This is a genomic window from Candidatus Doolittlea endobia (assembly GCF_900039485.1).
Taxonomy (GTDB): Bacteria; Pseudomonadota; Gammaproteobacteria; order Enterobacterales; family Enterobacteriaceae; genus Doolittlea; species Doolittlea endobia.
Genome location: NZ_LN999833.1, coordinates 527826 through 554413, shown reverse-complemented (window position 1 = coordinate 554413; position 26588 = coordinate 527826). Strand labels below are relative to the sequence as shown.

Genomic DNA, 26588 nt, shown 5'->3' with positions numbered 1-26588 from the left:
GTTGAAAGTTTTTCTCAGGCTTTATTTCTCTTCCCCGCAGGCTTAGTTTGCGCTAAATTCAATCTAAAGAACGGTAAAAAATACCGTTCGGTGGTCGAGAGGATCTTCTCAAGATATTGTTGATTTAACTGGCGTATTAATCGTTGAAGATAAGGATCTGTTCCCTCTCCTGGAACATATGTATTCCCTTGCCAGGCCTGTATAAGCTTATCATGCGCCTGCCGTTGCCGATTCTCGTCTCGATCGATACGCTGCGTCGTTCGGTCGTAACAGTGGCTTAACCATGCTCCCCCTGAATGCGGTAATAGAAGAAGAGGAGTTGTCATCCCCTGACAGTAGCCTGAAATTAGTGAAAGTAAAAACGATTTTGCCTGCGCGGAAGACAGTGGAGCAAAATGCCACTCGCTGTGAATACCGAACATTCGGCTTTCACCTTCACCGCCCATAGCACAGTACGCCAGGTGTTCTAACCATAATAACAGGCCGTCTCGGACTGATAACGTGCCGGGACGCCAGCGTAGCAGACCGTTCTGCTGCACCTGAGGCAACCAACCGGAAAGTGTCACGCCCTCTAAACTTAGCTCGACCTTAAGACTATATGTTTTTGGCAATTGCCACGTCTGTACCTGTTCAGCCAGTCTCGTCATATCCTGGCATTGTTTGGCCCAATACAGCTCACCGAAGGTGCCATAAGGCAACAGGCCGGCATCACATACTTGTCTAAACAGATGATCCGTGCTTTCCCCGTCGATGAGCGTATTTACTAATTTACAATTAAGCTGGTAACGAGTTAAGCTATTAATAACAAATGGTTCGTTCGCAGCTAGCTCAAGCGACGTTTGGTGGAAAGATATCATTAAACGTTGCACAAACCAGGCACGAACCGGGTGGCGATAAAAATGCAGCAGTTCATTCAACGACAGCGCTTTACGAGGCAGAGTCGTCAAGGGAGCAACAAAATCTGGCTGAGGTTTGCCGCTGGAACAGGCAGCCGGTAGCCATTCGTCAGCAAAGCTTTGATTTTCGTTATCTGGCAGAAAATTTTCCGGATCAAAAGGCATGCGGCTATGCCAGTTCCAGAGATGTGCGCGCACCCGATCGGCACTACTTGCAGTATTAGCGTGCTCATCGCCAGGCAGGTAAAAACTTTGGGCGATATAATCGCTCAGCTCGCTCACCAGTACCGACGGATAGCGTAATGTATTATCTTGAATGGCGCGACCTATAAAACTGATATATAGCCGTTGCTGCGTGGACATCAACGTTTCCAAGAACAGGTATCGGTCATCATCACGTCGGCTGCGATCTCCACGTCGTGGCTGCTGCACCATCAGGTCAAATTTCGTTGGTGGCAGTGTGCGCGGATAAACACCGTCATTCATGCCCAACAGGCATACTACTCGGGACGGAACAGAGCTCATTGGCATCAGCGCACAAAAATTGATCGTCCCGTCTAGGGAACTCTGGTTAATATGCTTCTTTTCTAGACGCTCAGCCAGTTCACTTTGCAAAAGTGTCACCGGCACTAGTTGGTCATATCCCGCTTGTAACCCGTCCTCTAACAATTGTTTCCACTGATTTTTCAACAGCGTCAGCGCCGATTCTGCTTCGGCGTCTGGCGTAAAGAAATCCTCACTTATTTCACGAGCACAACTTAACCAGGCATCCAGGGAGCGGGGGTGGATAAGCCGGTTACGCCACTGACACAGCCGCATTAGAAATGTAGTTAACTGCCTGACCAGCATGGCTTTCAGACCGCTGGATTCGTTATAGGGCACACTGCCATGCCAGTCACCGCTGTGGCTGTCCATAGCGTAGCTTAGTAACATGCGCGTAAGCCCAAATTGCCAAGTTTGCTTTCCGGTAGTAGACAGTATTAATTCATGTAAGGTATCATCGCCCAATTTCCAACGGAAATTAGATTCCGCTACCCACTGGCGGAACATTTGTAGTCCCTGTTCGTTAATTGAAAAGCGAGCCGCTATCGCTGGTATTTCTAGCAGTGCTAGAACTTGTTCAGCGGAAAATCTACTACGTGGTAAGTCTAGCAAACTAAGAAACGCCGGAAGAAGTGGATGGAAATACCGTGCTCGACGGTCAGAAATAGCAAAAGGCAAATAGCGATTTCCAGAGGTGTTACCGAACACTGCCTGAATTGCCGGAGTATAGAAGTCGATGTCGGGCATCATAACGATGATATCTCGCGGCCGCAATGTAGGATCCTCAGCAATCATAGCCAGTAAACTATCGTGTAGCACTTCAACTTCCCGCTGCGGGCTATGACAGATATGTAGGGTTAATGATCGATCATCTAGCTGTAGCAAACGCTTGCTGTCGCCGTGCTTGTGTATCTCAGAGCTCATGCTAATCACGGCGTGGTCCTCAAGCATTAGAATATCACGCTGCAGTAAGCTCAGAAGGTTAACTGTCACTGGCTCAACGAACGCATCTACCTCCGCAATATCGTCTACCTGCGCTAACAGGTAAAGGCTATCTCGCCCTTGCTTGCCCCAGGAGGCAAGCAGAGGATTACCTGTTTGCTGCTCTCCCAGCTCATTGAAAAGCGCATCAGCTTGCTCAGGCTGTCGGAACAGCGCCTGCTCAGTTTTCTGCTGATAGTGCTGTCGGCGGCGACGCATCAAGCGCGCGAGAAAAGTGTGATCGTGGATGTCTCCCCAGTAATAGCGACACGGATTCGTGAATAAGAAGTGAATATCAATATGACGGCCTAGTGCTTGAAGCACTTGCAAATAAGTAGGCGGTAGCGACGAAATGCCGAAGATAAATATCCTATCTGGCAGTCCTAGTGGACGCGTATGACTTTTCGTCAAAGTTTTGACAAAATACTGGTGAAGATTAGCGCGATTTTGCCACAGCGGCTCCCCTGCTACCAGTGTCTGCCAAAGCAGAGCCTGCCATCGTTGTGTCTCGCCCATTCCGTCAATCAATTCACCGTGTTGCCAACTTTCAAGCCAGTCAGGTCGGTATACCAGATATTGTTCAAACAGATCGGCTATTTGGGCTGCGAACTGAAAACTTTTACGCTTGTCTTCATCGTCGCGCAGATAGTCGTTTACCAGCGCGCAATCAGGGTGTTGACATAGTCGCGTTAACAGTGCCATCAATCGCCAGGTCATTATCGGTTTTGCAAACGCATTTTTATCGGGAATATCTGGCAAAACGCAAGCAAACATCTTCCAGATAAAGCTGTCGGGCAGTAAAAAGTCGATATTAGCCGCAATGCCTAATTGTGCCGCTAATTCCATCTTCATCCATTGCGCCATACTATGGCTTTGCACAAGAATGATTTCTGGCTGGAACGGATCGCGCAGCGGCCGCCCTGCGATCAGTTTAGCAGCAAGTGTTTTCAGCAGATCCAGCTGATTCGAATGATAAATGGTAAACATAAACTTAGATGTGAATACATAAAGTTCAAGTTATTTTATGCTATCTGCTGAATATATTCAGCATGACTAGTTGTCATAACTTCTTCGGCATATGTGATCATAAACGTAAACAGCTAACAAGGATAGCTGACGTTTGATTAAATTACTTATTACGTGCAGATTATATTTGATCTTCTCTGCTATTGGAGCGCTCTACCAAAACATACACATAACTATTGCCGATATAGAATAAATGGTTCTGGATGCAGGGATAAACATTAATACTGTTTTGATGCATTGTGGATAAAGATATCCGAGTGCTTCAGCAGATATTGTACAATTTGTTCATTATCCAGTGTTTGCGCGCCATCTACCTATTCGCCGACTTGTTTTATAGACAAAACAATCCGGTTATAGATATGGGTGACTGAACCGGTCGTATACAGCGAATACTCTAGTCTGAACCAACTGATGGCATGAATTCCACCTGTACTTGTTCCGCTAGCTGCCAACCTTACAAGATTCTTACCTCGATTGCTGCACAAGCGCTGATGCCGTAGGATTAGGTTTTCCCGTGCCGCCTTCGTAAACCAGAGGCGGATATGGCCGCGGTTCAACACTTGCATAAATAGTTCATTCCGGGAAACGCTCACAGCTCTCTAATATTGGTTCAAGAATTGCGACCAAATGTTGTTTATGCTCATCTACCACGATTACGCAGTGCGGATTGCCCATAGACACCACGCTCAAAGCACTCTTTCCTTAGACACACGCATATCATATAGGTTTTCAGCTGTGGTCGCATGAAACAACATCTGCTGCGGATTAAAATTTGGACACGTATCGAAGCATCCTTATTGACAGTTAACGGAATATGTAATTGATGACATGGATATCGCACTTACTGATCAAATTTTTTGTGTGTACAAAACGGGCAAAACATCGAGCAGTGTTACTGCATTACGCCATTTCGTTACCGTCAGCGCTAAAAATACGAAACCATAAGGTTTTCTGCCACCAATAATTGGCTAAATCCTACGTCGCAATATAGCATCTACAACCATAAAGTCGAGTCGTGCATTTTGGAGAACTGCATATTTCACGCCACTAAAAGCAGACAATAGCCTGTTATAGCCTTACTTGACAGCAAGAAGCGACTGCATTATCCGATTACAGGTATTTAGTTTCGACAGTATATTGCTACCCTTATCCCCGAGAAAGGCGAGTCTGTACAAATGAACTCAAAGTAGTTGTTAATTGACACCGCTGTTCTTTTTTGTCCACTGTATCCGTTGGCGGAAAATAAAGGGGAGCCTTTAGTCCACAGCCGTAAAGTCCTACTAGCATCAATCCCAACACCGTACGGTGTATCATTTTAGTCATGATCTATTGTATATCCGCTCATCTCACACTTTTGCATATGAAAAACAAAGTAATTGTCGTTAACAAGCAACGCAGCGGATGAAAAGCGTATCCCGTTGCAGAGGCGCGTCATTAGAAAATGACGCGCACATAAACAATACGACCTGCATTTATGGAACTGAAGAAACTTGCTAACGTTACACATTGATTGCATCGAATATACAGACATTGAAACTGCTATTGTCAATAGTGACCTTAATAAAGAACTAAATAATGCTTTCGCTGATGAATCCGTTCACAAACGGCAGAAAGCGAAGTTGATCGGTCTTCATCTGAGCAAGTAAACTCTATCGTGTTTCCAGCTTCTGCACTGAAACATTTAGGCAATCGAAATACCTGGACCTTGTCCACCACATGCACCACTTTTAATCATACCGTGTCCTCAGTTGCTATACTTAAGTGCGGACAATCCCGCAAAAACGTCTTATACGTCTGCGACGGTATCCGCAGAAGGAAGTAGCCAGATACATTGACAATATGCTCATGCGAATTAGCTGAGCAACAAGTATTGATACCATTAATATGCACTTACAGTCTGACCGTATCAGCAACTTGCTAAGCCAGGCCAAAGTCACCAATTTATTAAGATAAGCGATTGTATCGTAGAAACTGATGATTAATGCTAGCACCTAGCGATGTTGTGTATAAATATCATCCAATACGATTGGTATGACTCTGTGAGATATAGGATGCAACTCTGACAAATCCGCAGACAGAATCTGTGGGTTAAGAACAGTTCCTGTGCCTAGCAGCGCCTCGAAGGCATATAGCTTGCGAGTCAGCGCTTCAGTATCTTGGGGCTCGCACGGATGCTTAAGTTATTGCGGCGGGCAAACCGGATCAAATTGCGATAACTTTGCATCATGGCGTTTAGAAGCTCATTGTGCGCTTTGCGCACTTGTCCAACTTTCCAGTTGGCACGATTGTCTAGCACCTTCAGTCGCGTATCGTTCCAGCCCCAGCTTGTCATCATCTGTGTTAAGATCTCTCGTCGCCAAGGCGACCCACCACATTTTGTGATAGGTTTTCGCATATCTTTAAATAGAAGCAGCGACGTGCTATATCCAGTCGAATCATATCGTTGATCTTCGTCAGATAGTAAGTCACCCGCTCTAGCATCATGCAATAAGGATCGAGGCCAAAGGAAACGATTTCGCCGTTGTGCAACTGCTGTTTAATTGTTGTCGCTAGCAGTTCGGTGTTGGGATACTCCAGGAGTAGGCTTCCAGCAGTAGCACTTTTAGTACTGCTTTGTAAGGAGAATCGACACTTTTATACAACTGCCATAGGCAGGCGTAGAAGTATACTTCTGCAGATAGGGCGCAGAGACTCCCTAGATCTAGCCACTCGTTGGGCGTCAGCGCACCACGGGCGTACAGCGATAGAACATATTCATCGTAGTGTATGTTCTTCACTGCCTGGCACCATATTCCATAGGATGCGCTTACCGCCCATACGCACGGCGGTACGATAGAATTCATCTAGCAATAGGATACGCTGGGTAGAGCCGTAATCTTTTTCTCCGAGGCTACTGTTTTTGTTATTACGAAAATTAACGTCCATACCCCATCGATTTGCCACTGTTCCAGTAGACGACATTTACGCTGTAGTTGAGCGCGCTCTTCATCGTTCAGCCAAGACTGATGACACATCCAAATGTCGAGATCGGAGTTAGCATTCTGGCCTATGGAGGAAGCACTACCCATAGAATAAACGCCGGTAATCGGCTGCTCGCCGTTGTTTAGTATCGCTATTGCCGCACCGAGCTGACACCCGATATCGTTAAGCCAGGTGCGCTGTGTTTCATCGGGAACATAAAAACAAATGCCGTGTGGCACGATACTGTCCAGGTAACCAGGAAGCATCGGATGATGAAAATGCAGTAAAGTTGGTAGCAGACTGTATACGTGCTGAAAATCCGGCCTCATAGCCGCTAGTGCGCGACTAACCCGTAGTTGGTTAATTGCGTCCAGCCTCTGTTTCAAGATCTCGATGTAAAAGTACAAGACGTCTCGCCTGATTATCCTGGTGTAAAACCCGTTGCTCCACCCGACTAAGTTTTTAGTCGGTAAATACTAGAAGTTAACATTACTGATTGACCGCAAAGAAAGTTACGCAACTCAGTAATTATAATACTTTCTACAACGGAAACTTGTTATTCTTTTTTACAATCTCGTTTCCCCGACACAGCAAACTGACAATTTTCACTATCGGTATTAGGTCGCGTTATAAGTTAAAGACGAGCATTAGCACTAGTTGTTCTTTTTTGAAGCATAAACATTCTAAGTACAGGCCTCGTATGGGCCATAATACTTCAATTATTGTGATCATTTTTACTTATGTAACTACTTCAGTTTAACAAAATCTTATAAATGAGTTCTACTGCAGTCACGTAGTTGAGGCAGGAACACAAGCTCATATTGCAGCCACACTCGAACTTTTTTAGCAACAAATGCAGGAAGAAAGTGGTCTACATCTTTGCCGTGTAGCGCTTACATCTTTCATCAAGATGGGAGAAATATAAGACCAGGCCTCAGTGGTAGCATAAACACCATTTTTATCGCCAGCGTCAGATGACGATTTATTTTCTCTAGCTGCATTTCATGATCGAGATCCGTCATTGTCACACGCCGAGAGTGTAGATATTCGCCTACTGCTGTCGAACGAAGTCAGCTATCAGATTACTAAAGTCTGTGACTATTACATTGAGTAGGTGAGCGGTAATCTGTATTGCTAAAAAGATTCGTTTTACCTAAACCAAAAGCGGGTGCTTTTTATAATTAACTGCAATCGCCAGTACGATAACATCAAATGTTTTTCGGTGCGAATCACCAAACTTAAATAACCATTAGTCAACGGGTCGAAAGTGCCGGGATAGATAGATTAAGCAATGGTTACCCTTACAGCACAGCTTAAAGCTACAAGGTGGCGCATTCATTGGAATGATATTGCACATTCACTCCGTCAAAAAAAACAGGCTCCTCGCTGACCGACACAGACATGGTTTCTTTTTGCACAATAGATTATGTATTGCTTTTAAAATTATTCCGGAAAATACCCTGACTATCAATAAGATAGTCAACAATATTTATTAGTATCTTCTGTTTAAAATCGGATATAAAAGAGGGTAATGTGGTTGATAGCTGAGATTTTAGCTTGTTTTTATCGATTCACCTTTTAATATAAAGCGCTAAAGTCAGTCTCTTTTAAAAAATAAGAGCAATATAATAACATTGTTGAAAGATCTTATAAATCAAATGTATCAGAAAATACGTGCATTCTGTACAAACTTTTGAGCGCCTACTTTTCATGGTCATAAAAGGTGAATTTAGTAAAATAAATAGCAAATAATTAAAAATAACGCTAGCCTAGCAAATTTCTTGTTATTTTGCTTTCTCAGCGTCACTCCATAATCAGGTCACGTAGTTAGACGATGGCCAATATACTTTTGGCAACCGTGAAATTTATATCCGCATGATTCAATCACCTATTGGCAGGACTACCTCTCATTTGATCCGTCAGTATTAGACACTAGTCAAATAGCAATATGATGCTGCGTCTCTTTTTGTTATTGCGGCTAAAGATCTCGCCAGAGATTACTTCTCACAACTACTGGTCGTGATTCAAAACTTCTAGTTTTCTATCTTTTGTTTTTTAAAACCAATAACCAATACTGATTGCTAACTGATGACTCCAACACCTTATATTTTCTAATACTTTTCAATAAAGTTTCCTGATAATTCAATTTTATTGTTCCCAAGTTGGATATCGCGCCTACAGATGCTTTTTGTGTGAGCGATTGTCGTAAGAATAAAATTTATTAAAGTTTTTCGTATGAGGTAATCGCGGAATAGGAGCAGTACAACACTTGACAGAAAAGGACATGACGCGGAATTATACAGGAAAGTTACGATAGCCTGAATTAGGCGATAGTGACTTACTAGCGTGATGTCAAGTGGCTAAAAAAGCAATTGAACCTCTTATTAGAGAGATTATGCGCAAAAACATTTTAATCATTATCTCGCAAAATGAGGATGTGCCTTCATTATTAAGCAAGTAACGCCGCAAGTGAGACTTGTTTAGGATCTCTGACCTCGGCTATGGCTGTTTATAATTTAAAGATAGGCATTAAGTTCTTTTGTTAGGAAAAACGAAACAATAGTTATATATATTCTGAGTGCTGCCGTCACAAAGAGCTTATGTCATAATAAATCGAATCTAAATGGTTGCCAAAAAAGAGGACGCACTTTGGAAGACAGAATTGTAATGTATCGCACTACTAAATTTTCGTAAAACAATTACTATTGAACTTATGATAATGCTTTTACTTTTTTTGTAGTAAAATCACAAGCTGTATTCCCTTTATGTTGTATCTTATTTAAGAATGTAATTACTATTACTGCCCGGTCAGGCCAGCAAATAGTCTGCAATTAACTATTTGAGTACGTCTAAAGCGACTACTGCAATCAGCAGTATCAGACATTACACTTATGCTAAGCAGCATCCATATTTGTGATCAGTAATTTGTTTATGGTGAGTACTGAATTGTTATTAAGCAGATTTTCGTCGTGTAAGTGCACCTCTACATCCAGAGGTATGCATTGCTGTATCGACGACAGTCTAATGTATGTTCGATGCTTGGTCGAAAGAACCGCTGATGTAATGCATCGTTGAAAAGTCTAGGTCGAAGCAATATCTGATTCGTCGTCTTTTCGACACAGAGCTAACGGATAAACGCAGGAAAACTAGCAATCACCTAGATGCATCAAGTCAGCGGGCTATCAGTTTGCACAATGCCGCGAGCCAATTGCTGACCGACGCGGGTGACGTATCGGGGATACAGATGTTCACCTAGCTGCACATTTTTACCAGAAAAGAGGTTGATAACGGTAGAACCCAGCTTAAAACGTCCCATTTCCTGGCCTTTTAGAAGCACTACCGCCCCGTCGGCGTTTGCCTGAGGATAGCGCCAGCGCTTGATAATTCGCTCCCGTGGCGGCGTAATTGTCCCTGCCCATACAGTTTCAATACTACCAACAATGGTTGCCCCGACCAGAATCTGCATCATCGAACCAAAATCGGTGTCGAAAAGGCAGAGAACCCGCTCGTTGCGGGCGAACAGATTAGGGATATTCGCGGCCATCAGTGGATTTACAGAAAACAATGTCCCCGGCACGTATAACATTTCGCGTAACGCACCATTACAAGGCATATGCACGCGATGATAGTCGCATGGAGCAAGATAAATGGTGATAAAATTGCCATCGCAAAATCGGGCGATCATGGGCTTGTTGCCGGCCAGCAACGCTTCCAAGCTATAATAATGTCTTTTTGCCTGAAATATCTTCTCGCCCTCAATAGAACCGAGTTGGGAAATAATCCCATCCGCCGGCAAAACTAGCACGGTGGGATCAGCATCAATGAGTCTAACTTCATCACGCAGCGGCCGAACAAAAAACGCATTAAAAGTTGGGTAGGCGGCCATATCCGGCTGTTGTGCTTCCTGCATGTTAATTTTATACCATCGGACAAACAGCATAATGAACCCGTAGGTTAGCCAGCCGCCACGGCGTTCAGCCACCCAACCTGCCAACTCTGTCAGCCAACGTTTAGGCAGTAAAGGCTGTAAAGCTATCTTTACCCTCTCTAGCATGGGACCTCGTTCTTTTTATGTGTGTGATCAAAATAGACTACATTGTAGCGGCAACAGCATTGCAAGCAAAGAATGACATGCTGACATTAACGCAATAATCATTATTGAGGAGATCTTCCACTGCATACTGCATTGTGTGTATCCGGAATCGGTATCATGACAGTAAGCGCGGAATTTGTAGATTATTAGATACTTCATAAAATTTAATAAAATTGCGGAGCGCTGTCGTTCCGGCACCAAATACTGCAGACTCAATTCGCGCACTAGATGTCATTTACGTCGGCATGTACACAAAGCCAGTACTACAACACTTATGGTTCCAAAGAATAATTATCGTTGGCAAAACTTGCCCATTATCTCGAGAATTATATCTGCTTGTAAGTCCTAGGTAGAAAAACTGTATATCAGTAATCTTAAGTCAATCTCAACAACAAACAGTTTTAAAACATTGAAAGACTTGCAACGGTGCACAATTTCCGTTATAATTATCCGGTGACGTTAGATCTCTGTGTTATGTCAAAGCGGGAATAGCTCAGTGGTAGAGCACAACCTTGCCAAGGTTGGGGTCGCGAGTTCAAATCTCGTTTCCCGCTCCAATTCTTATTCTAAATGTTTCTATGTCGCCTGTTTCTTACAGGTGCTCACTTTCGAGTCTTTTGAAGCCCGCTTCATCGTACTTTTGTGGGGGTCGCAGTTGGTCCAAAAATACTCAGGCAACGGCGGCAAGGTATTCACACTAACCTACACCTGTAGCTTTTCTGCTATTGAGAAACGCCAGGCGACAAGACGTTGTTGTAGCCGCTTAGCATGGCTGAATTAGAAGGGCAAAACTTGATAATAGAACACTACCATTAGTTGGTCCTTTTGCGCCGACTGTCTATTGTTTACTTCTCTGTAAAGTTATTGCTTTGCAAGTAATAAACAATTACTGCTAGTTGATATCAAACACAATGGCCTGAAAAGATACTGCCAGTAGCATTTACTGTGGCATGTTGGCTAATTGTTCTAGTTGATAAACCTAAAACCAAGGTTTGTGCTGCTAAATCGGCACTTATCAACTAAAGCTGAAAGCGCGGTATGTGATTTTTTGCGATTGCATCCGCTTTAGGGTCGATATCTCAAGATGGTTAATGTGCTTGCACACGTGCTCTATTTGCAACAAGCGCCGCAGAGCGTTATTCCGAAAATATTGGCTGTAAAATACTGGATAGCGTAAGGCAACCCGTGATAGTGCGTTTTTCAAACGCGCCAACACACAAAGAACTCGTAGCGAAATTTGCTAGGGATGACAAGCCAAAGGGCTGCCGACACCTCATCGCAGGCGGATATTTACTGACAAAAGAACGAGCGCGGATAATCTCGGTGTTTATCAATTGGCTACATACCGAAATAAAATTATATCGATCTAATTTAAAAATCTCTGCGCGTCTGGAAAGAGGCACCTATCTCTATTTCGTTGCCAACGAGTACACTGGCAAGCCGTCATCAGGGCAATAATATCGGCAACGGTAAAATGAGAAGGAAAATTATGAATAGTAAATTCATCGTGATTGAAGGGATGGAAGGCGCCGGTAAGACTAGCGCTATCACTCAGGTGGTTAATGTCCTTCGGGAGCAGGGTATTCACAATATCGTTTTTACCCGCGAGCCAGGCGGCACGCCTCTGGCGGAGGCGCTGCGTATGCTTATCAAAAACGGAGTGCGTAAAGAACCTGTAACCGACCGTGCAGAATTGCTTATGCTCTATGCCGCACGAGCACAGCTGGTGGAAAGTATTATTAAGCCAGCGCTGGCACGAGGCGCCTGGGTAGTGGGAGATCGACACGATCTTTCTTCCCAAGCTTATCAAGGCGGGGGACGCGGTATAGATGCGCATTTGTTGCAAACTTTGCGCGATGCGGTATTGGGGGATTTTCGCCCAGATTTAACGCTGTATCTAGATATTCCTCCCGCGTTAGGTTTAGCACGCGCCCGCGCCCGCAGTGAGCTAGATCGTATTGAGATGGAATCGCTGGCATTTTTCGGCCGCATTCGCGCACGTTATCGAGCGCTGGCGGCGGAAGACGATCGGATCGTCACTCTTGACGCTACGCAGCCGCTTGCCGCAGTGAGCACTGCTCTTCGTTATCAACTTATGCAATGGTTACGAGCACAGGCGTTGTCTTCATGAAATGGTATCCTTGGTTAAACAGTCCTTATCAGCAGATCCTGACGTGCTATCAACAAGCAAGCGGGCACCATGCTTTACTGTTGCACAGCCAGCCTGGCAACGGAGAGGCGTCGTTACGCTATGCGCTGAGCCGCTGGCTGATATGCCGACATCCGAACGGCATCAAGAGCTGCGGTGTTTGCCATAGCTGCCGACTTATGATAGCTGGCAATCATCCTGATTTTTATCAGCTGGAGCTGGAAAAAGGCCGTCAAAGTCTTGGGGTAGATGATATTCGCGTTATTATCGACAGCGTGTATGGTCGCGCGCGTCTGGGCGGGGTAAAAGTAGTATGGTTGCCGCAGGCCGAGCTACTCAGCGAAAAGGCGGCTAACGCCCTATTGAAAACTTTAGAAGAGCCGCCGGCAGATACTTATTTCCTGCTAGTCTGCCAGACACCGTCACGCTTATTGCCGACGCTTAGAAGCCGTTGTTTCTATTGTCTACTGCCGACCCCTGACACAGCGATAGGCCTACGCTGGTTACAACAGGCGGGTTTTACTAATCTATTGTTTGCTTGTACCGCACTGCGGCTGTGTACTAACGCGCCGGTAGCGGCAGAAGCATTACTTCAGCCGAAACGTTGGCAAGAGCGGCTGGCACTACGCGAGGCGTTATATGAAGCGCACGACAGTGGCGACTTTTTAACGCTTTTGTCGGTGTTGAACCGGGATAAAGATGATAGTCCACTACACTGGCTGCTCAGCTTGATAAGCGATGCGCTTAAATGGCAACAGGGCGCTCAGGGTTTTTTGGTCAACGCAGACATGACGGATCTGATAGCTATGCTGTCCGCGCGTTGGACGATAGGGGTATTGCACGCACAGTGGCAACAATGGTCGCAATGTCTTCGTCAGTGGCAAGAAATAAGCGGTGTCAATCGTGAACTCTTACTGACCCACTATTTGCTCAATTGGGAACAAGGTATAGCAGACGTTCGCATGACCTTATAATGCAGAAAAGATCTCACTATGTTTCTAGTCGATTCCCACTGTCACCTCGATAGCCTGAATTACCAAACTCTGCACCGGGATGTGGCCGATATCGCAGATAAGGCCCGCGCGCGTGCTGTGAAATTGATGCTGTCGGTATGTACTACGCTCTCAGGCTTTCATGTCATGACGACAATGATCGGCCACCGAGATGATGTACTGCTATCCTGTGGCATTCATCCCTTGAATCTCTATGAGCCTTACGATTCTGCTGAACTGTGGCGTTTAGCAGCGGGAGAGAGTGTAGTAGCACTTGGTGAAACGGGCTTAGACTATTATTATCAGCAGGATAATAAGACGCAGCAGCAGGCGGTGTTCCGCGAACATATCCGCGTAGGCCGCGCACTGAATAAGCCGGTAATCGTGCACACCCGCAGCGCGCGCGAAGATACGCTCGCTATCCTTCGCGAAGAACATGCGTATGAGTGCGGCGGCGTATTGCACTGCTGCACTGAAAATTGCGCGACAGCCAAATCGCTGTTGGACCTGGGCTTTTATATTTCGTTCTCCGGAATCATTACCTTTCGCAACGCCGAAGCGCTACGCAAAACAGCGCGCTTTGTTCCTCTAGATCGATTACTAATAGAAACCGATTCTCCCTATCTAGCGCCTGTACCTTATCGAGGCAAAGAGAATCAGCCGGCTTACCTGCGTGATGTGGCGGAATATATAGCAATGCTAAAAGGCGTCTCCTTGCTCCAGGTAGCGGTTGCTACTACCGATAATTTCGGTCGTTTGTTCCATGTCGATATGCAGCCATACATTAATGCCAGTTAGTGCAATTAATGATCTCATCAGCTCTAAATATCAGTTTATCCTGAGTGCTTTCTTTTTCAGAGTCCGCCAGTTTACGTACTTTAAGAGTAATATTGTGAATATATTTTGCTCACTTGCAAAAATCAGTCAATCTTGACAGGCTGTCGTCAAAAGTCAAAAACTAACGAAGGATGCAATACCATGGTATTGCTTTAAAATAACAGGTTTTGTTAATGTCAACACATCGTCAATACGATGTTGTTTGGCAAGAAGCGCCCCTTAGTTTCTGATAGAAAAAAAGAACGGAGCGGTGTCGCGAAGAATAACAGATTCTTTATTAAGGTAGTGTTTTGGATCTAGATACTGAAACGAGTTTCATATGCTGATGTACCGCCCGCCAATAAACCGCACAACTGGCGGTGATAAAATAGACAAAAAGCAGAAGCATTCTTCTTTCACGCCGGAATGCAATTCAACTTGAAGTAGGTATATATGATATTAATTAGCTCAGTTGACCATTGACTAGGCCGATAATCTCCTAAGAAAAAGTTAGCGTCATTGATTGGTTAAACGCACCGATCAGATGTCATTGTTTGACAGACTTTATTATCTAGAATTTTTGGTACATCCGGAAACATAGCACAGTTACACTTGTTCAACGATTCCTCGCAAACGCGAAAGCATAATTTTCGTGATTTAGCCTCTTTTTCGTCTATAATATGGCAATATGGTACGTTGCGCTGCAGTTTTGTGTAGTGACATCACCACACAAGAAAATTCCTTCATTACCCTGCGGTAAACGTCCCGTTTAAAAGAAACGACCTGACGTGCTGGATACCAGAAGTTAACCCAGCCCCAATTGTCGAATTCGGGGACCCCTCCGCGCTGCATATTGATATCAGCATCCGAACATAAAATCTGTAGTAAAAACCATTTTTGCTTCTGACCAATACATACCGGCTTGGTGTCCCAACGCACGAGTCGTTTGGGAATCTGATACCGCAGCCAGTTTCGCGTCGAAGCCAAAATGCGTACATCTTTGCGACTCAAGCCGACTTCCTCAAATAACTCGCGGTACATCGCCTGTTTTGCGGTCTCATCAGCATTGATACCGCCTTGTGGGAACTGCCAAGAATGTTGCCCAGAGCGCCTGGCCCACAGCACCTGTCCGTCGAGATTACAAATTACAATACCAACATTTTGGCGATAGCCATCATCATCGATCACCGGACTACCTCAGCTACATAAAATATAAGATGCTCCAATTGTTTCAATCTCTTTGTATAGGATAAATTACTGATTTTTACTTAGTATAGGCGAATATGCCTTTGTAGCACCAAGCTTATAAAAAAGATAATGGCATCACTAATCACTTTATGCACATATCTATAGATAATAGATATGTGCGAAAATCTAGATGAGATGAATTAAGTGTTGGAACTGTTATCCATGCATAACAGATCTGCGCCTCAAAATAATGGATATATTAGCTACAATGGTGTCGACAAAGCTGTCAATAGAAATTGTGTTTATCTTGTACTATTTCCAATCTATAAAGCACTTTCACGGTGCTAGCACCGGCAGTAAGCTTGAGCAAGATTTTGTCACTATCAGTGTTGAGTTAAAACCTATTTCGATAAACACACGTAGACAACTAGCTGTTAGAAATTACTTTATCTATGTAGCGTCACTGACTGGCAATCGTGGCGTAACTTGAGAAAGCAGATACCTACGCTGCAAATCAGCTCGGATGTTCTGGAGCTGATTGAAGGTTAATGAACGATCCCACTAGTATATTATCATATTAAAATGCCGCTATTGTGGCGTCCAGACTCGGAGGAAGAGCTACGGCTACGACATGACTGGAAAGAATTGATATATGTCTAATCATATTAGCAAAAATCAAATAGATCACCGTTAACCATAACAAAGTACTCTGCAACGACGGCAAAAATTGTCAATAGTCGTGCATGATTACCATATAAATTTGGCCAGCCGATTCTTATGTTTCGTGATTTTACTTGAAAACTGCACCGATCAACTACTGGCGTGACATTGGCTGTGATGATTGTATTTTCGTTTGTTAGCTATCGACAAAATCATGACCAAAAAAAAGAATAATTAATTGTCTGCGTTTAATTCGTGACGACATCCATTAATGCTAAAGTTATTGTCTGCTTTACAACAGATTACTGTTTCTGCATTAGGCTGATGCTATTCGCTACTTACTTGTGGCGTAATGTCCTTAATATACAAAAATAGCATTACCACCATTACAGGCATTTCCAATGCTTGGTCTATATCTTTGTGTCCAGAATTATTTATTGCCATAACGGAGATGGATATTTTGTTGAGCCCCTTAATAGCGAAAATGCAACTAGAACGTTTTCAAATATCATTTACAGATGTAAGCGTTTAACTTTCAATACAAAGCGACCATGACGTCGAACTGCATCGTAACAAGAAAGAGGATTAGTATTTAAGTGATGATTATTATTGAGAGTAGGTGAACCAATCTTGATATTCGAATTAATTACAATGAAATAATATATTATGCAGCGCAGATCAAGTGATCCGGTACTATAAAAACCGTTACAGCAACCTGAAACACAGGAGGTCCAAGCAGAACCGAAGGTAAGAAAATTGCTGTGAGGGAATCGCCAAAAACATCTTGTGGACCGAAAAACATTCGAGTAGCAACAGCGCATAGTAAGTCTGCTAGAGTTAGCAGTTATGGCGTGCCGGAAAAGCAACTATTGCCAGTCATAGTTCACTCATACTATATAGAAACCTCATCATTTATAAGCAAGAAGAAAATTGATGGTTTTACATCGTCTTCATCTTAATCATCATCCAACATTACTTCAATTTCCGTAATTATTCCATATGAATTCGATTTTTTCCGGTGCGGCTTCTAACTCCGCTTGTTCTTTAGAACAGGCATTAATAAATGTTATCACATCCCAGCACAATGCCTGCACGCCGTCACGATTAGCAGCGGAAATCAAGTAGTATTTCTCTTTCCAGCCAAGCCCTTTTACGATAGCACTAGCAAGCGAAGCTGCTTCCTTCGGATTAAGTAAATCTATTTTATTAAACACTAGCCAGCACGGTTTAACGGCTAAGTTTTCACTATAGCGTTCTAGCTCAGTAATTATGATTCGGGCATTTTCCAGCGGATCGGATTCATCCATCGGAGCGAGGTCGATAAGATGCAGCAACACCCGACAACGATCCAAATGCTTAAGAAAGCGTATCCCCAAACCTGCCCCATCAGCCGCACCCTCGATAAGCCCTGGAAGATCCGCCACTACGAAGCTTTGTTCGTTATTCATACGAACTACACCTAAACTCGGCGCTAGCGTAGTAAACGGATAATCAGCTACCTTAGGTTTAGCCGACGATATTGCCCGGATAAACGTAGACTTGCCGGCATTTGGCAAACCGAGCATACCTGCATCTGCTAAAAGCATTAGCGCCAGCTGAATCCTCCTAACCTCGCCTTTAGTGCCATCTGTTTTCTTTCTCGGCGCCCGATTGATCGATGATTTAAATCGCATATTGCCTAACCCGTGAAAGCCACCTTTAGCCACCATCAGTCGCTGTGCGTGGCGAGTCATGTCGCCTATGACTTCATTAGTGTCAAAATCTCGTACACAGGTCCCTATTGGTACTTTGATGATGAGGTTTTTGCCTCGCTTTCCGGTACAATGACGACTTTGACCGTCTTGACCGCGCTCAGCGTAAAAGTTTTTTTTAAAACGGTAATCAATGAGAGTGTTCAGGTTTGCATCCGCTAACAGCCATACATCACCACCGTTACCACCATCACCACCGTCTGGTCCTCCTCGAGGGATATATTTCCCCCGGAGGAAACTGACGCACCCATTACCGCCGTCACCCGCCGCTACTAGAATGGTGACTTCATCAATAAACTTCATGCTAATTCTCCAAAACTGATTTGCCGACGACTTGATAAACGTTGCGCTGCAAAGCGTATCACTTCCGATAGTACCGCGTGTTCCATCAAGGCATTCAGGGCGCAAGAATAATAGACAAGCCAGTTGCTTCCGGTTAATTGCAGAAGCGTCAGAGGTTTTGCTACCATCGTTAGCGCTTTTATACAAAAAATATACAGCAGCAGAACAATACTTTTGCCATTGCCGTTCAACAATTCAAAATCATGCTTAATGTATTAGTTGTTTATACATTTACAATGGAGTTCAATGTGATTGTCATTCAGCATCAGGAGCTCAACGCTACACACTTAAATTTGACCAATTCTGGCATGGTTTAAGTGAATTTAATTATAATTTTGTCTTAATATACTAGTCTCGATGTTTTCATATAGTCCTGAAAGTGCCTAGAAAACACTCATATGCAATAGACGCATAAAAATCCAACGGCGCATTTTGCTTGATGAAAAAATCAAGGTTATAAATATGGATCTTAAAGTGAAATATGGAGTTTGAAGTGAAACAGAAAAACATTACGCTCCTCTTGCAGTGAACGTATTAAAGCCAATTCCTGTTGCGTATTACGCCAACTGCTAGCCCTTCAATAATCAGCTCTTGATGCCGTAGATCTACTATAATTGGACAAAATTCATTATTTTCCGGTAATAGTTTCACTATGTGACCCTGGCGTTTTAACCGCTTGACTGTGATATTATTATCAATACGTGCCACAATAACTTGGCTATCGCGGACGTCTTGCGTTTTATGTACCGCTAAAAGATCGCCGTCGATGATGCCAATATCTTTCATTGACATGCCGCTCATTCGCAGCAGAAAGTCTGCATGAGGTTCAAACAGGGCAGGACCAATCTGACAGTTCCTTGTAATCAAGGAATTATTGGTAGTCACGCACTTGATCAGTGGCAAATTGCTTTTTTCTTCTGTCATTAACCGAATGCCGCGTGACACGCCGGGGATAATTTCAATGGCCCCCTTGCGTGCCAAAGCTTTCAAATGTTCTTCCGCCGCATTATGTGAACGAAATCCTAAACGCAACGCAATCTCTGCACGTGTTGGGGGTATGCCAATTTGCGTGATATAATCTCGAATCAGGTTAAAAACTTCTCGCTGTCTAGCAGTTAGCGCTTTCATTCCATTATTTCCTGTTTGTTTATACAGTTTTATGAGAGTATATACAGGTTATTCTTCATTGAAAACTAAAACACGCGAAATAGAGCGTCATTCATGCCCAAAAACTACTAGTAAGTACCAAAAACTCAAATCTGACAGGCATTATTTTTGTGCGAAATACTTGCAACCGCTAATACCATGACTTCAAACAAGAGCAACGCCAAAGATCAACTATACAGTTTCTGGTATGCTTGCGTTGCATTGCTAACAAGGGGCTGCACAGAGACATGTCAGGTTGGCGTAGAATTTATTATATCTTGTTGAATTTACCACTAAAGTTACTAGTAAAAAGTAAAGTGCTTCCGGCTGATCCGCGCGCTGAAGCTGATCTCAATCTCCGGGGGCCTATAGTATATGTGCTGCATTATAACTCTAAAATGGACTTACTTACCCTTCGCATACAATGCTTGAAGCAGGGTTTACCAGATCCACTGGCATCGCTTGATATCAACGGTGTCACCTTGCCACGTTGTGTTTTTATACATGATGGCCCACACATGCAAACATGGTATACAAAGAAACCACGGTCCGCGTCTCTATTTCGCAACTACCTTGATTTGCACCGCTTCAATCCTACTTTGGATGTACAATTGGTTCCGGTATCGGTCATGTTTGGCCGTTCACCCGGTCGGGAGTCTCAAGCCGACAAGCAAGCATCACAGTTGCATTTGCTAAACGGTATTAAAAAATTTTTCACGGTATTATGGCTCGGACGTGACAGTTTCGTGCGTTTTTTGCGGCCTCTATCGTTACGCTATATTGCCAACGAGCACGGTACCGATAAGTCTCGCGCCAGAAAACTAGCCAGGGTAGTGTGCATGCGCTTTGCCCGGCAGCGCCTAGTATCGGTTGGACCGAGCCTACCTGTACGACAGGATTTGTTCAATAAGCTGTTGGCATCTAAAGCTATTAAAAAAGCAGTGAAAGATGAGGAACGTAGTAAGAAAATTTCGGGAAAAAAGGCGCGGAAGAACGCTATGGAACTTATGGAAGAAATTGCCGCTAACTTCTCGTATGAAGCGATCCGTCTTTCCGACCGGATTCTGAGTTGGACCTGGAACCGACTTTACCAAGGATTGCACGCACATAACGCCGAACTGATACGTCAGCTAGCTGAAGAGGGCCACAAGATCGTTTATGTTCCTTGTCACCGAAGCCACATGGATTATCTTCTGCTTTCTTATGTGCTTTACCATCAAGGGCTAGCACCACCACATATCGCCGCCGGCATTAATCTCAATTTCTGGCCGGCGGGACCGATTTTCCGCCGCTTAGGTGCATTTTTTATTCGTCGCACTTTCAAAAGTAATAAGCTTTATTCTACAATTTTTCGAGAATACCTAGTAGAGCTATTCAGCCGGGGCTATTCAGTGGAATATTTTATAGAAGGCAGCCGTTCTCGTACCGGACGACTGCAGGAGCCAAAAACTGGCACATTAACAATGACCATTCAAGCTATGTTACGCAACAGCAATCGCCTTATTACGCTGGTGCCGATTTACGTCGGCTATGAACATGTGATGGAAGTAGCGACATATGCTAAAGAATTGCGTGGTGCTGTCAAAAAAAAAGAAGGACTTTGGCAAATGATACGTGGATTACGCAAACTACGTAATCTCGGTCAGGGTTATGTTAACTTTGGCGACCCCCTTCCCTTGGCGACTTGGTTATCACAGCAAGTGCCGCAGTGGCGTAATTCTGTCGAGTTGATAGAAACACAGCGCCCAGACTGGCTGGCTACGGCGGTAGATAAGATTGCTGTCACTCTCATGGTTCGGATCAACAACGCCGCTGCAGTTAATGCTATCAATTTGTGCTCCAGTGTGCTGCTAGCCTCACGCCAGTGTTCGCTCACCAGATCACAGCTGTTGGTGCAACTAGCCTGTTATCTTGAGCTATTGCGAAACGTGCCTTATGCACCGGACATCACGGTTCCCGATTTAACGCCAGAAGCGTTGTTAGCTCATGCGTTGGCGATGAATCAGCTTACTGTTAAGCACGATGCGGTTAATGATATTATCTGCTTGTCGTATGATCAAGCCGTGCTGATGAGTTATTATCGCAACAATATTCAACATCTCTTCATTCTGCCGTCGCTGATAGCAAATATCATCTTCGGCTATCCAGGGATCGAGCGCGCTCAGTTACAAAAGCGGATTGCGTTACTTTATCCGCTGTTAAAGGCAGAGCTGTTTATGCGGTATAGCAAGAAAGAGTTACCACCGCTTATCGACAGCCTCATTGCCGAATTGGCGCGTCAGGGACTGGTAGATACGCAGGAAACGCGACTATATCTAGTTCCAACGCGTTTGCGTGTTCTTCAACTATTGGCCGCAATTGTTAGAGAGACACTACAACGATATACTATTACTTTTTTTTTATTACGTTCCAATCCGCAGATTAACCGCGGAACACTGGCAAAAAAAAGTGGGGTTATAGCTCAGAGGCTATCAATATTGCACGACATTAACACGCTGGAATTTTTTGATACAGCGGTATTTTCAACACAAGTGGCGACGATGCGTGCCGAAGAATATATCAGCGATACCGGCGATGCCATCGACGAAAAAGTTAGTGAAATGTGCAATATTCTCAGTAATTTAATTACTCCAGACGTTCTGCGAACCATTGAAATCTTTAGTGTATTAGAAAATGAGCCAGAATGTGCAGCATTGTCGGTGAAATAGTACTTACGCTATTACACCCACTTGTATGCACTTGTTTTTAAAAATATTATGGCACAATAAAGTTCAATGTTTATGTTGCACCAAGAGTATAATCCTGCATTTGCAACTGTGTTTGAAAGCGTTTCAGTTTCCACTAGATTATCGTGGATTTGGCATGCGTGGTTTCGGATGCAGAGGTACGACCGTAGTATTGGATTTGCCCTCAATGCTGTTCTGGTACGTTTAAAACATTATATCAAAGCAGGTTATCGATAATATCTGGCTCTGGCTTAATGTTGAAGCTGTCCTCTACGTAACAAAGATAATCTTCGCTAACTACTTTTTTTGTGCTTATGATCACATTAGCAAACGAGCTTTAACTCACGTTTTTAAGGCGAGCAATGTGCAGAATTAACGCAACCATCTAGATTGCTGATGCAGGGCTCGTCTATAAGATCTTCTTAACATTACTAGTTATGTGTAAGATAAAAAACATTAAAAAACAAAACTTGAATTTACATACCAAAATATGCTCATAAAAACATATAGCCATACATATTACTATCAGTAAATATGAACCATGACTTCTAACATTGTCAATGTTAACTCTGAAATATAGCGACGCGTAAGTTTTACATAAATCAGAACATAATTTCTTGAACAAAAAGAAATCTGCATTGTGCTAAGCTATAATTTAGGCCTACTATTTTCCACGGAACGAACGTATATATAAGCACTCTGGTCGCATTAGAAAGAGATATCGCTTTGAACAAATATGTCACTGTCGAGCTAATAACATGCGCTGCTTAAAAAAGAACACATGAGGATAGTCATTAGTGCAGCAGATAGCCCGCTCTTTCGCCCTGGCGTTTAATCATCTGCCGCGACCCTATCGTTTCATGGTAGAGTCGTTAACCATCGTTACACTAACCGTCGCTGTCTGGCGACCTCATAGCTGTTTCTCGGTTATAGAACAACCTAATAGCTGTATTATTCCGTCGGAAAAACACCAATGGCACGAATTGGCGCTGGAGGCTAGCGAACCCTTCGATCAAATATCCCCGGACAGCGACGAAGATATTCCAAAAGATGAACTAAATGAACGCGCAGAAGGGGAAGTGGGCGTACATGAATACATCGTCTCTACTGGAGACACTCTAAGTAGCATTCTCACCCAGTACGGCATTAATATTGCTAACATCACCGCACTATCCCGGCAAAATCCCGCGTTGCATAATTTGAAAATAGGTCAGTCCCTCTCCTGGGCGTTGGTCGCTGACGGTGATTTGCAGCGCTTAACCTGGGATGTTTCCCGACGTGAAACGCGAATCTATAACCGCATTGACGGTATCTTCAGGGAAAGGATTGTCAACATGACCGGTGAATGGCGCAATACGACTTTGACAGGCCAACTTGACGGCAGTTTTATTACCAGCGCTCATGCCGCTGGCCTAACTGAAAACGATATCAATACGGCAATCAAAGCTCTGCAGTGGCAACTGGATTTTCGAAAACTGCGCAAAGGTGATCAGTTCTCAGTATTAACTTTAAGGGAAATGCTAGACAGAAAAAACGCTCAAAGCCAATTACTTGGCGTGCACTTACGTAGTGGAGGTAAAGATTATTATGCCTTCCGTGCAGATGACGGTAAATTTTATAATCGGGATGCCGCTGGGCTAGCGCGAGGTTTTATGCGCTTTCCGACCGTAAAACAATTCCGTGTTTCTTCTAATTTTAACCCGCGCCGAATTAACCCTGTTACCGGGCGTATTGCGCCCCACCACGGCGTTGATTTTGCTGTCCCTATCGGTACACCGGTATTAGCGGTAGGAGATGGTGAGGTGATGGTCAGCAAACGCGACGGCGTTGCTGGAAATTATGTGGCTATCCGTCATACTCGTCAGTATATGACTCGCTATATGCATCTGAAAAAACTGTTGGTAAAACCAGGACAGAAAGTGCAGCGCGGTGATCGTATCGCTCTGTCTGGAAATACTGGACGTTCTACCGGCCCCCATCTTCATTATGAGGTGTGGATCAACCAGAAAGCGGTCAATCCACTGACAGCTAAACTACCGCGCACTGAAATTTTGACGGGCCGTTATCGCACCGAGTATCTTGCTCAAGTGAAACAAATGTTGCCACAGCTGCAGTTAAATTAATATAAGGCAAAATGCCTACAAAAGGCGTTTTTCCGCGTCAACCTTGGCCTATTGCCTGTCGGAAATCAACCTCCTGCAGAGGAAGCCATTTTTTGATTTTTCGCTGCCTAACAAAAGTCTGCCGTGCTACTAACGTTCCGTTATTCTCACTTTATGATGATCAAACCATATTTCTTCGTCGATGGTAATCTCACGGACACCGATAAAGCCACCGTGTGGCGGTGCATAAATAAAACAAAAACAATGGGACTATTAGTTCGCTCGAATCTGTAAGTGGTGACATTCTTTAAAACCCGGTCGTCGTTTTGAAAGTCTATATTCCATCCATTCGAATAGGAGCTGAATCTCGCATAATCAGAGACTAGGCAATATCCTGCCGTCGTGCTGTTTACTTAATTGAGCAACAATTGTACTGTTTCGATAATGAGTTGAAAATTCAATACGATTAGCACCGCAGTTGCCAGCCAGCCGATGATAACAAACGGTATGCAATTAACAAACTTACCCATATGTTTTTTAGAGGACGTTAAATACAGTAGCGGCACCATTGAAATTGGTAGGGCGATACTTAAAAAAACTTGGGTATAAACTAGCAGTTTTTCAACCACATCCCCTTTATTTCCCCAGTAATATATACACGCTACAACCGGCGTAATAGCAAGCAAGCGGGTAATCATACGCCGTTGCCACACCGGCATCCGGAAACTAATAAACCCTTCCATGACAATTTGCCCAGTTAAGGTCCCCGTGATAGTGGCATTCTGACCGGAGGCTAGCAGCGCGACCGCGAATAATGTAGCCAAGGTGGAGCTAGTAATCGTGCCGACCATAGTGTGATTCTGTAAGACCTCATAAAGTTGAGCGAATCGACCAATATCCTCTGGATTTTTGCCGAAGAATAGCGCGGCGCCAAGGATAAGAAGCAGGCAATTAATGATGCATGAGAACCCAAGTTGCACATTGGAATCAATGGTCGCATAGCGGATCGCTTCTTTCAGTGCCCGTTCATCGTGACGATCGTATTGGCGCGATTGAATAATGGAAGAGTGTAGATACAAATTATGCGGCATCATGGTGGCACCAATGATACCTAATGCGATACAAAAAGCAGAATCGCCACCTGCCACTTTTGCAGTCAGGATATCACTTTGCGGGATAAACGCGTGTATGATCTGACCCAGATCGGGATTAGCTAACGCTACTTCATAGGTAAAAATAATAAAAATAGTGACGATCAAGATAAAGACCAGCGCCTCGATTTTTCTGATGCCGAATTTCATCAAAGCTAAGAGTAAAAAAACGTTCAGTACAGTAATTATAACTCCAAGCAATAGTGGAATCTTGAATAACAAATCTAGAGCAATAGCACTACCGATAACTTCAGCGATCTCTGTCGCGATAATTGCTAATTCAGTAGTGATCCAGAGCACGATGGCAGTGCGCTTGCCGACCAGAGCTCTCGTGGCTTGCGCTAAATCCATCCCCATCACAATGCCTAGTTTTGCGCACATAACCTGCAACAGCATAGCAATAAGACTAGAGATTAAAATCACTGATAGCAGAAGATAGCTATAAAGAGCTCCCCCTTGAAGTGAGGTGACCCAGTTACCTGAATCCATATACCCTACCGCGACCAACGCGCCTGGTCCTGAAAACGCAAACAGTTTCCTAAAAATTCTACCTTTTCCCGTCGGTACGGGAATTGTGGAATTGATTTCTTCGAGACTGTTTTTTCTGACTATTTCCATATTTTATTCCAAATTTCTATTCCAGACTAATGAGATTTATTATCAATTATGATCATTGAGTTTTGATGTACTACGGGTAAGTGCAGGACGCACTTTGCACGCAGCGAATGCTGTTGCAGCAGCGACATACGTGTAACCTATCACGGCATAGCGACACTCAGGTTTCGATGCCTCCGATGTGACGTCATTACAATAATAATGAGTATATAAAGAAGGCGAGGGGAATTATCCTGGGCGGTTTAAAAAAGGTTGAAGTTTCTGCCAGCGGTCAGGGCAGACTTAGAAGTGTCTGGAATTCTTTGCAGAAAAGCGTAAAGAGCATGGGAACCGACAACTCCGCACATGGGCTTTTCATGGAAACAGTAGTGTATCAGATTGTATAAGGCAGAAAGATTTATGACGTGCTCAATTCATAAACAGGGCGTCTGCTATTTTAAGGTTAACCTG

The 26588-nt window shown here is 43.9% G+C and carries 12 protein-coding genes, 1 tRNA gene and 2 pseudogenes; 6 read left to right on the top strand and 9 right to left on the bottom strand.

All coding sequences use genetic code 11. From position 1 onward, the window contains the following. Positions 1-14 precede the first annotated feature (14 nt). The 4 genes and pseudogenes from recC to asd all read right to left on the bottom strand — a co-directional run bounded on the left by recC (position 15) and on the right by asd (position 10461). On the bottom strand, positions 15-3407 hold the full coding sequence (gene recC, locus A4A68_RS01985; RefSeq protein ID WP_067565989.1) for an exodeoxyribonuclease V subunit gamma: 3393 nt from the start codon (positions 3405-3407) through the stop codon (positions 15-17). A gap of 1185 nt (positions 3408-4592) precedes the next feature. Further along, entirely contained in the window at positions 4593-4760 is a 168-nt protein-coding gene (lptM, locus tag A4A68_RS03890) for an LPS translocon maturation chaperone LptM (protein ID WP_408605382.1), read from the bottom strand. 438 nt (positions 4761-5198) lie between these two features. Next, positions 5199-6814: pseudogene (locus A4A68_RS01975) on the bottom strand (class I adenylate cyclase); the annotation flags it as partial. A 2759-nt stretch (positions 6815-9573) separates the two neighbouring features. Continuing rightward, positions 9574-10461 carry an archaetidylserine decarboxylase gene (gene asd / locus A4A68_RS01970; RefSeq protein ID WP_067565983.1) on the bottom strand — a complete coding sequence of 296 codons (888 nt, stop codon included), beginning with the start codon at positions 10459-10461 and terminating at the stop codon, positions 9574-9576. Between the two features lie 521 nt (positions 10462-10982). Here asd and A4A68_RS01965 point away from each other — a divergent pair. The 4 genes from A4A68_RS01965 to A4A68_RS01950 all read left to right on the top strand — a co-directional run bounded on the left by A4A68_RS01965 (position 10983) and on the right by A4A68_RS01950 (position 14439). After that, a tRNA-Gly gene (locus A4A68_RS01965) sits at positions 10983-11057 on the top strand. Between the two features lie 932 nt (positions 11058-11989). After that, positions 11990-12631, top strand: a complete 642-nt coding sequence (gene tmk, locus A4A68_RS01960; RefSeq protein WP_067565980.1) for a dTMP kinase — start codon at positions 11990-11992, stop codon at positions 12629-12631. After that, positions 12628-13623, top strand: coding sequence for a DNA polymerase III subunit delta' (gene holB, locus A4A68_RS01955; protein ID WP_067565977.1), 996 nt, complete (start codon positions 12628-12630; stop codon positions 13621-13623). Before tmk ends, holB begins: the two co-directional genes overlap by 4 nt. Positions 13624-13641: 18 nt before the next feature. Next, the gene (locus A4A68_RS01950) at positions 13642-14439 is read left to right on the top strand and encodes a metal-dependent hydrolase (protein WP_067565974.1); all 798 of its coding nucleotides are present in this window, start codon (positions 13642-13644) and stop codon (positions 14437-14439) included. A 675-nt stretch (positions 14440-15114) separates the two neighbouring features. Here the strand turns inward: A4A68_RS01950 and rppH are convergent. The 4 genes and pseudogenes from rppH to lexA all read right to left on the bottom strand — a co-directional run bounded on the left by rppH (position 15115) and on the right by lexA (position 19526). Continuing rightward, on the bottom strand, positions 15115-15645 hold the full coding sequence (rppH, locus tag A4A68_RS01945; protein WP_067565971.1) for an RNA pyrophosphohydrolase: 531 nt from the start codon (positions 15643-15645) through the stop codon (positions 15115-15117). A gap of 1646 nt (positions 15646-17291) precedes the next feature. Then, a pseudogene (gene cgtA, locus A4A68_RS01940) lies at positions 17292-18359 on the bottom strand (Obg family GTPase CgtA); the annotation flags it as partial. Next, positions 18356-18526, bottom strand: a complete 171-nt coding sequence (locus tag A4A68_RS03610) for a hypothetical protein (RefSeq protein WP_197651226.1) — start codon at positions 18524-18526, stop codon at positions 18356-18358. The gene A4A68_RS03610 and the pseudogene cgtA, both read right to left, overlap by 4 nt. A 406-nt stretch (positions 18527-18932) precedes the next feature. Continuing rightward, positions 18933-19526, bottom strand: a complete 594-nt coding sequence (lexA, locus tag A4A68_RS01930) for a transcriptional repressor LexA (RefSeq protein WP_067565966.1) — start codon at positions 19524-19526, stop codon at positions 18933-18935. Positions 19527-19792: 266 nt separating this feature from the next. Between lexA and plsB the strand changes: the two genes are divergently transcribed. Continuing rightward, positions 19793-22252 carry a glycerol-3-phosphate 1-O-acyltransferase PlsB gene (gene plsB, locus A4A68_RS01925; protein WP_067565963.1) on the top strand — a complete coding sequence of 820 codons (2460 nt, stop codon included), beginning with the start codon at positions 19793-19795 and terminating at the stop codon, positions 22250-22252. A gap of 815 nt (positions 22253-23067) precedes the next feature. Further along, the gene (mepM, locus tag A4A68_RS01920) at positions 23068-24393 is read left to right on the top strand and encodes a murein DD-endopeptidase MepM (RefSeq protein WP_067565960.1); all 1326 of its coding nucleotides are present in this window, start codon (positions 23068-23070) and stop codon (positions 24391-24393) included. A 392-nt stretch (positions 24394-24785) separates the two neighbouring features. On the opposite strand, the gene A4A68_RS01915 is transcribed toward mepM, so the two are convergent. Then, complete coding sequence (locus tag A4A68_RS01915) at positions 24786-26141, bottom strand: Nramp family divalent metal transporter (RefSeq protein ID WP_067565957.1); 1356 nt, start codon at positions 26139-26141, stop codon at positions 24786-24788. Positions 26142-26588 lie beyond the last annotated feature (447 nt).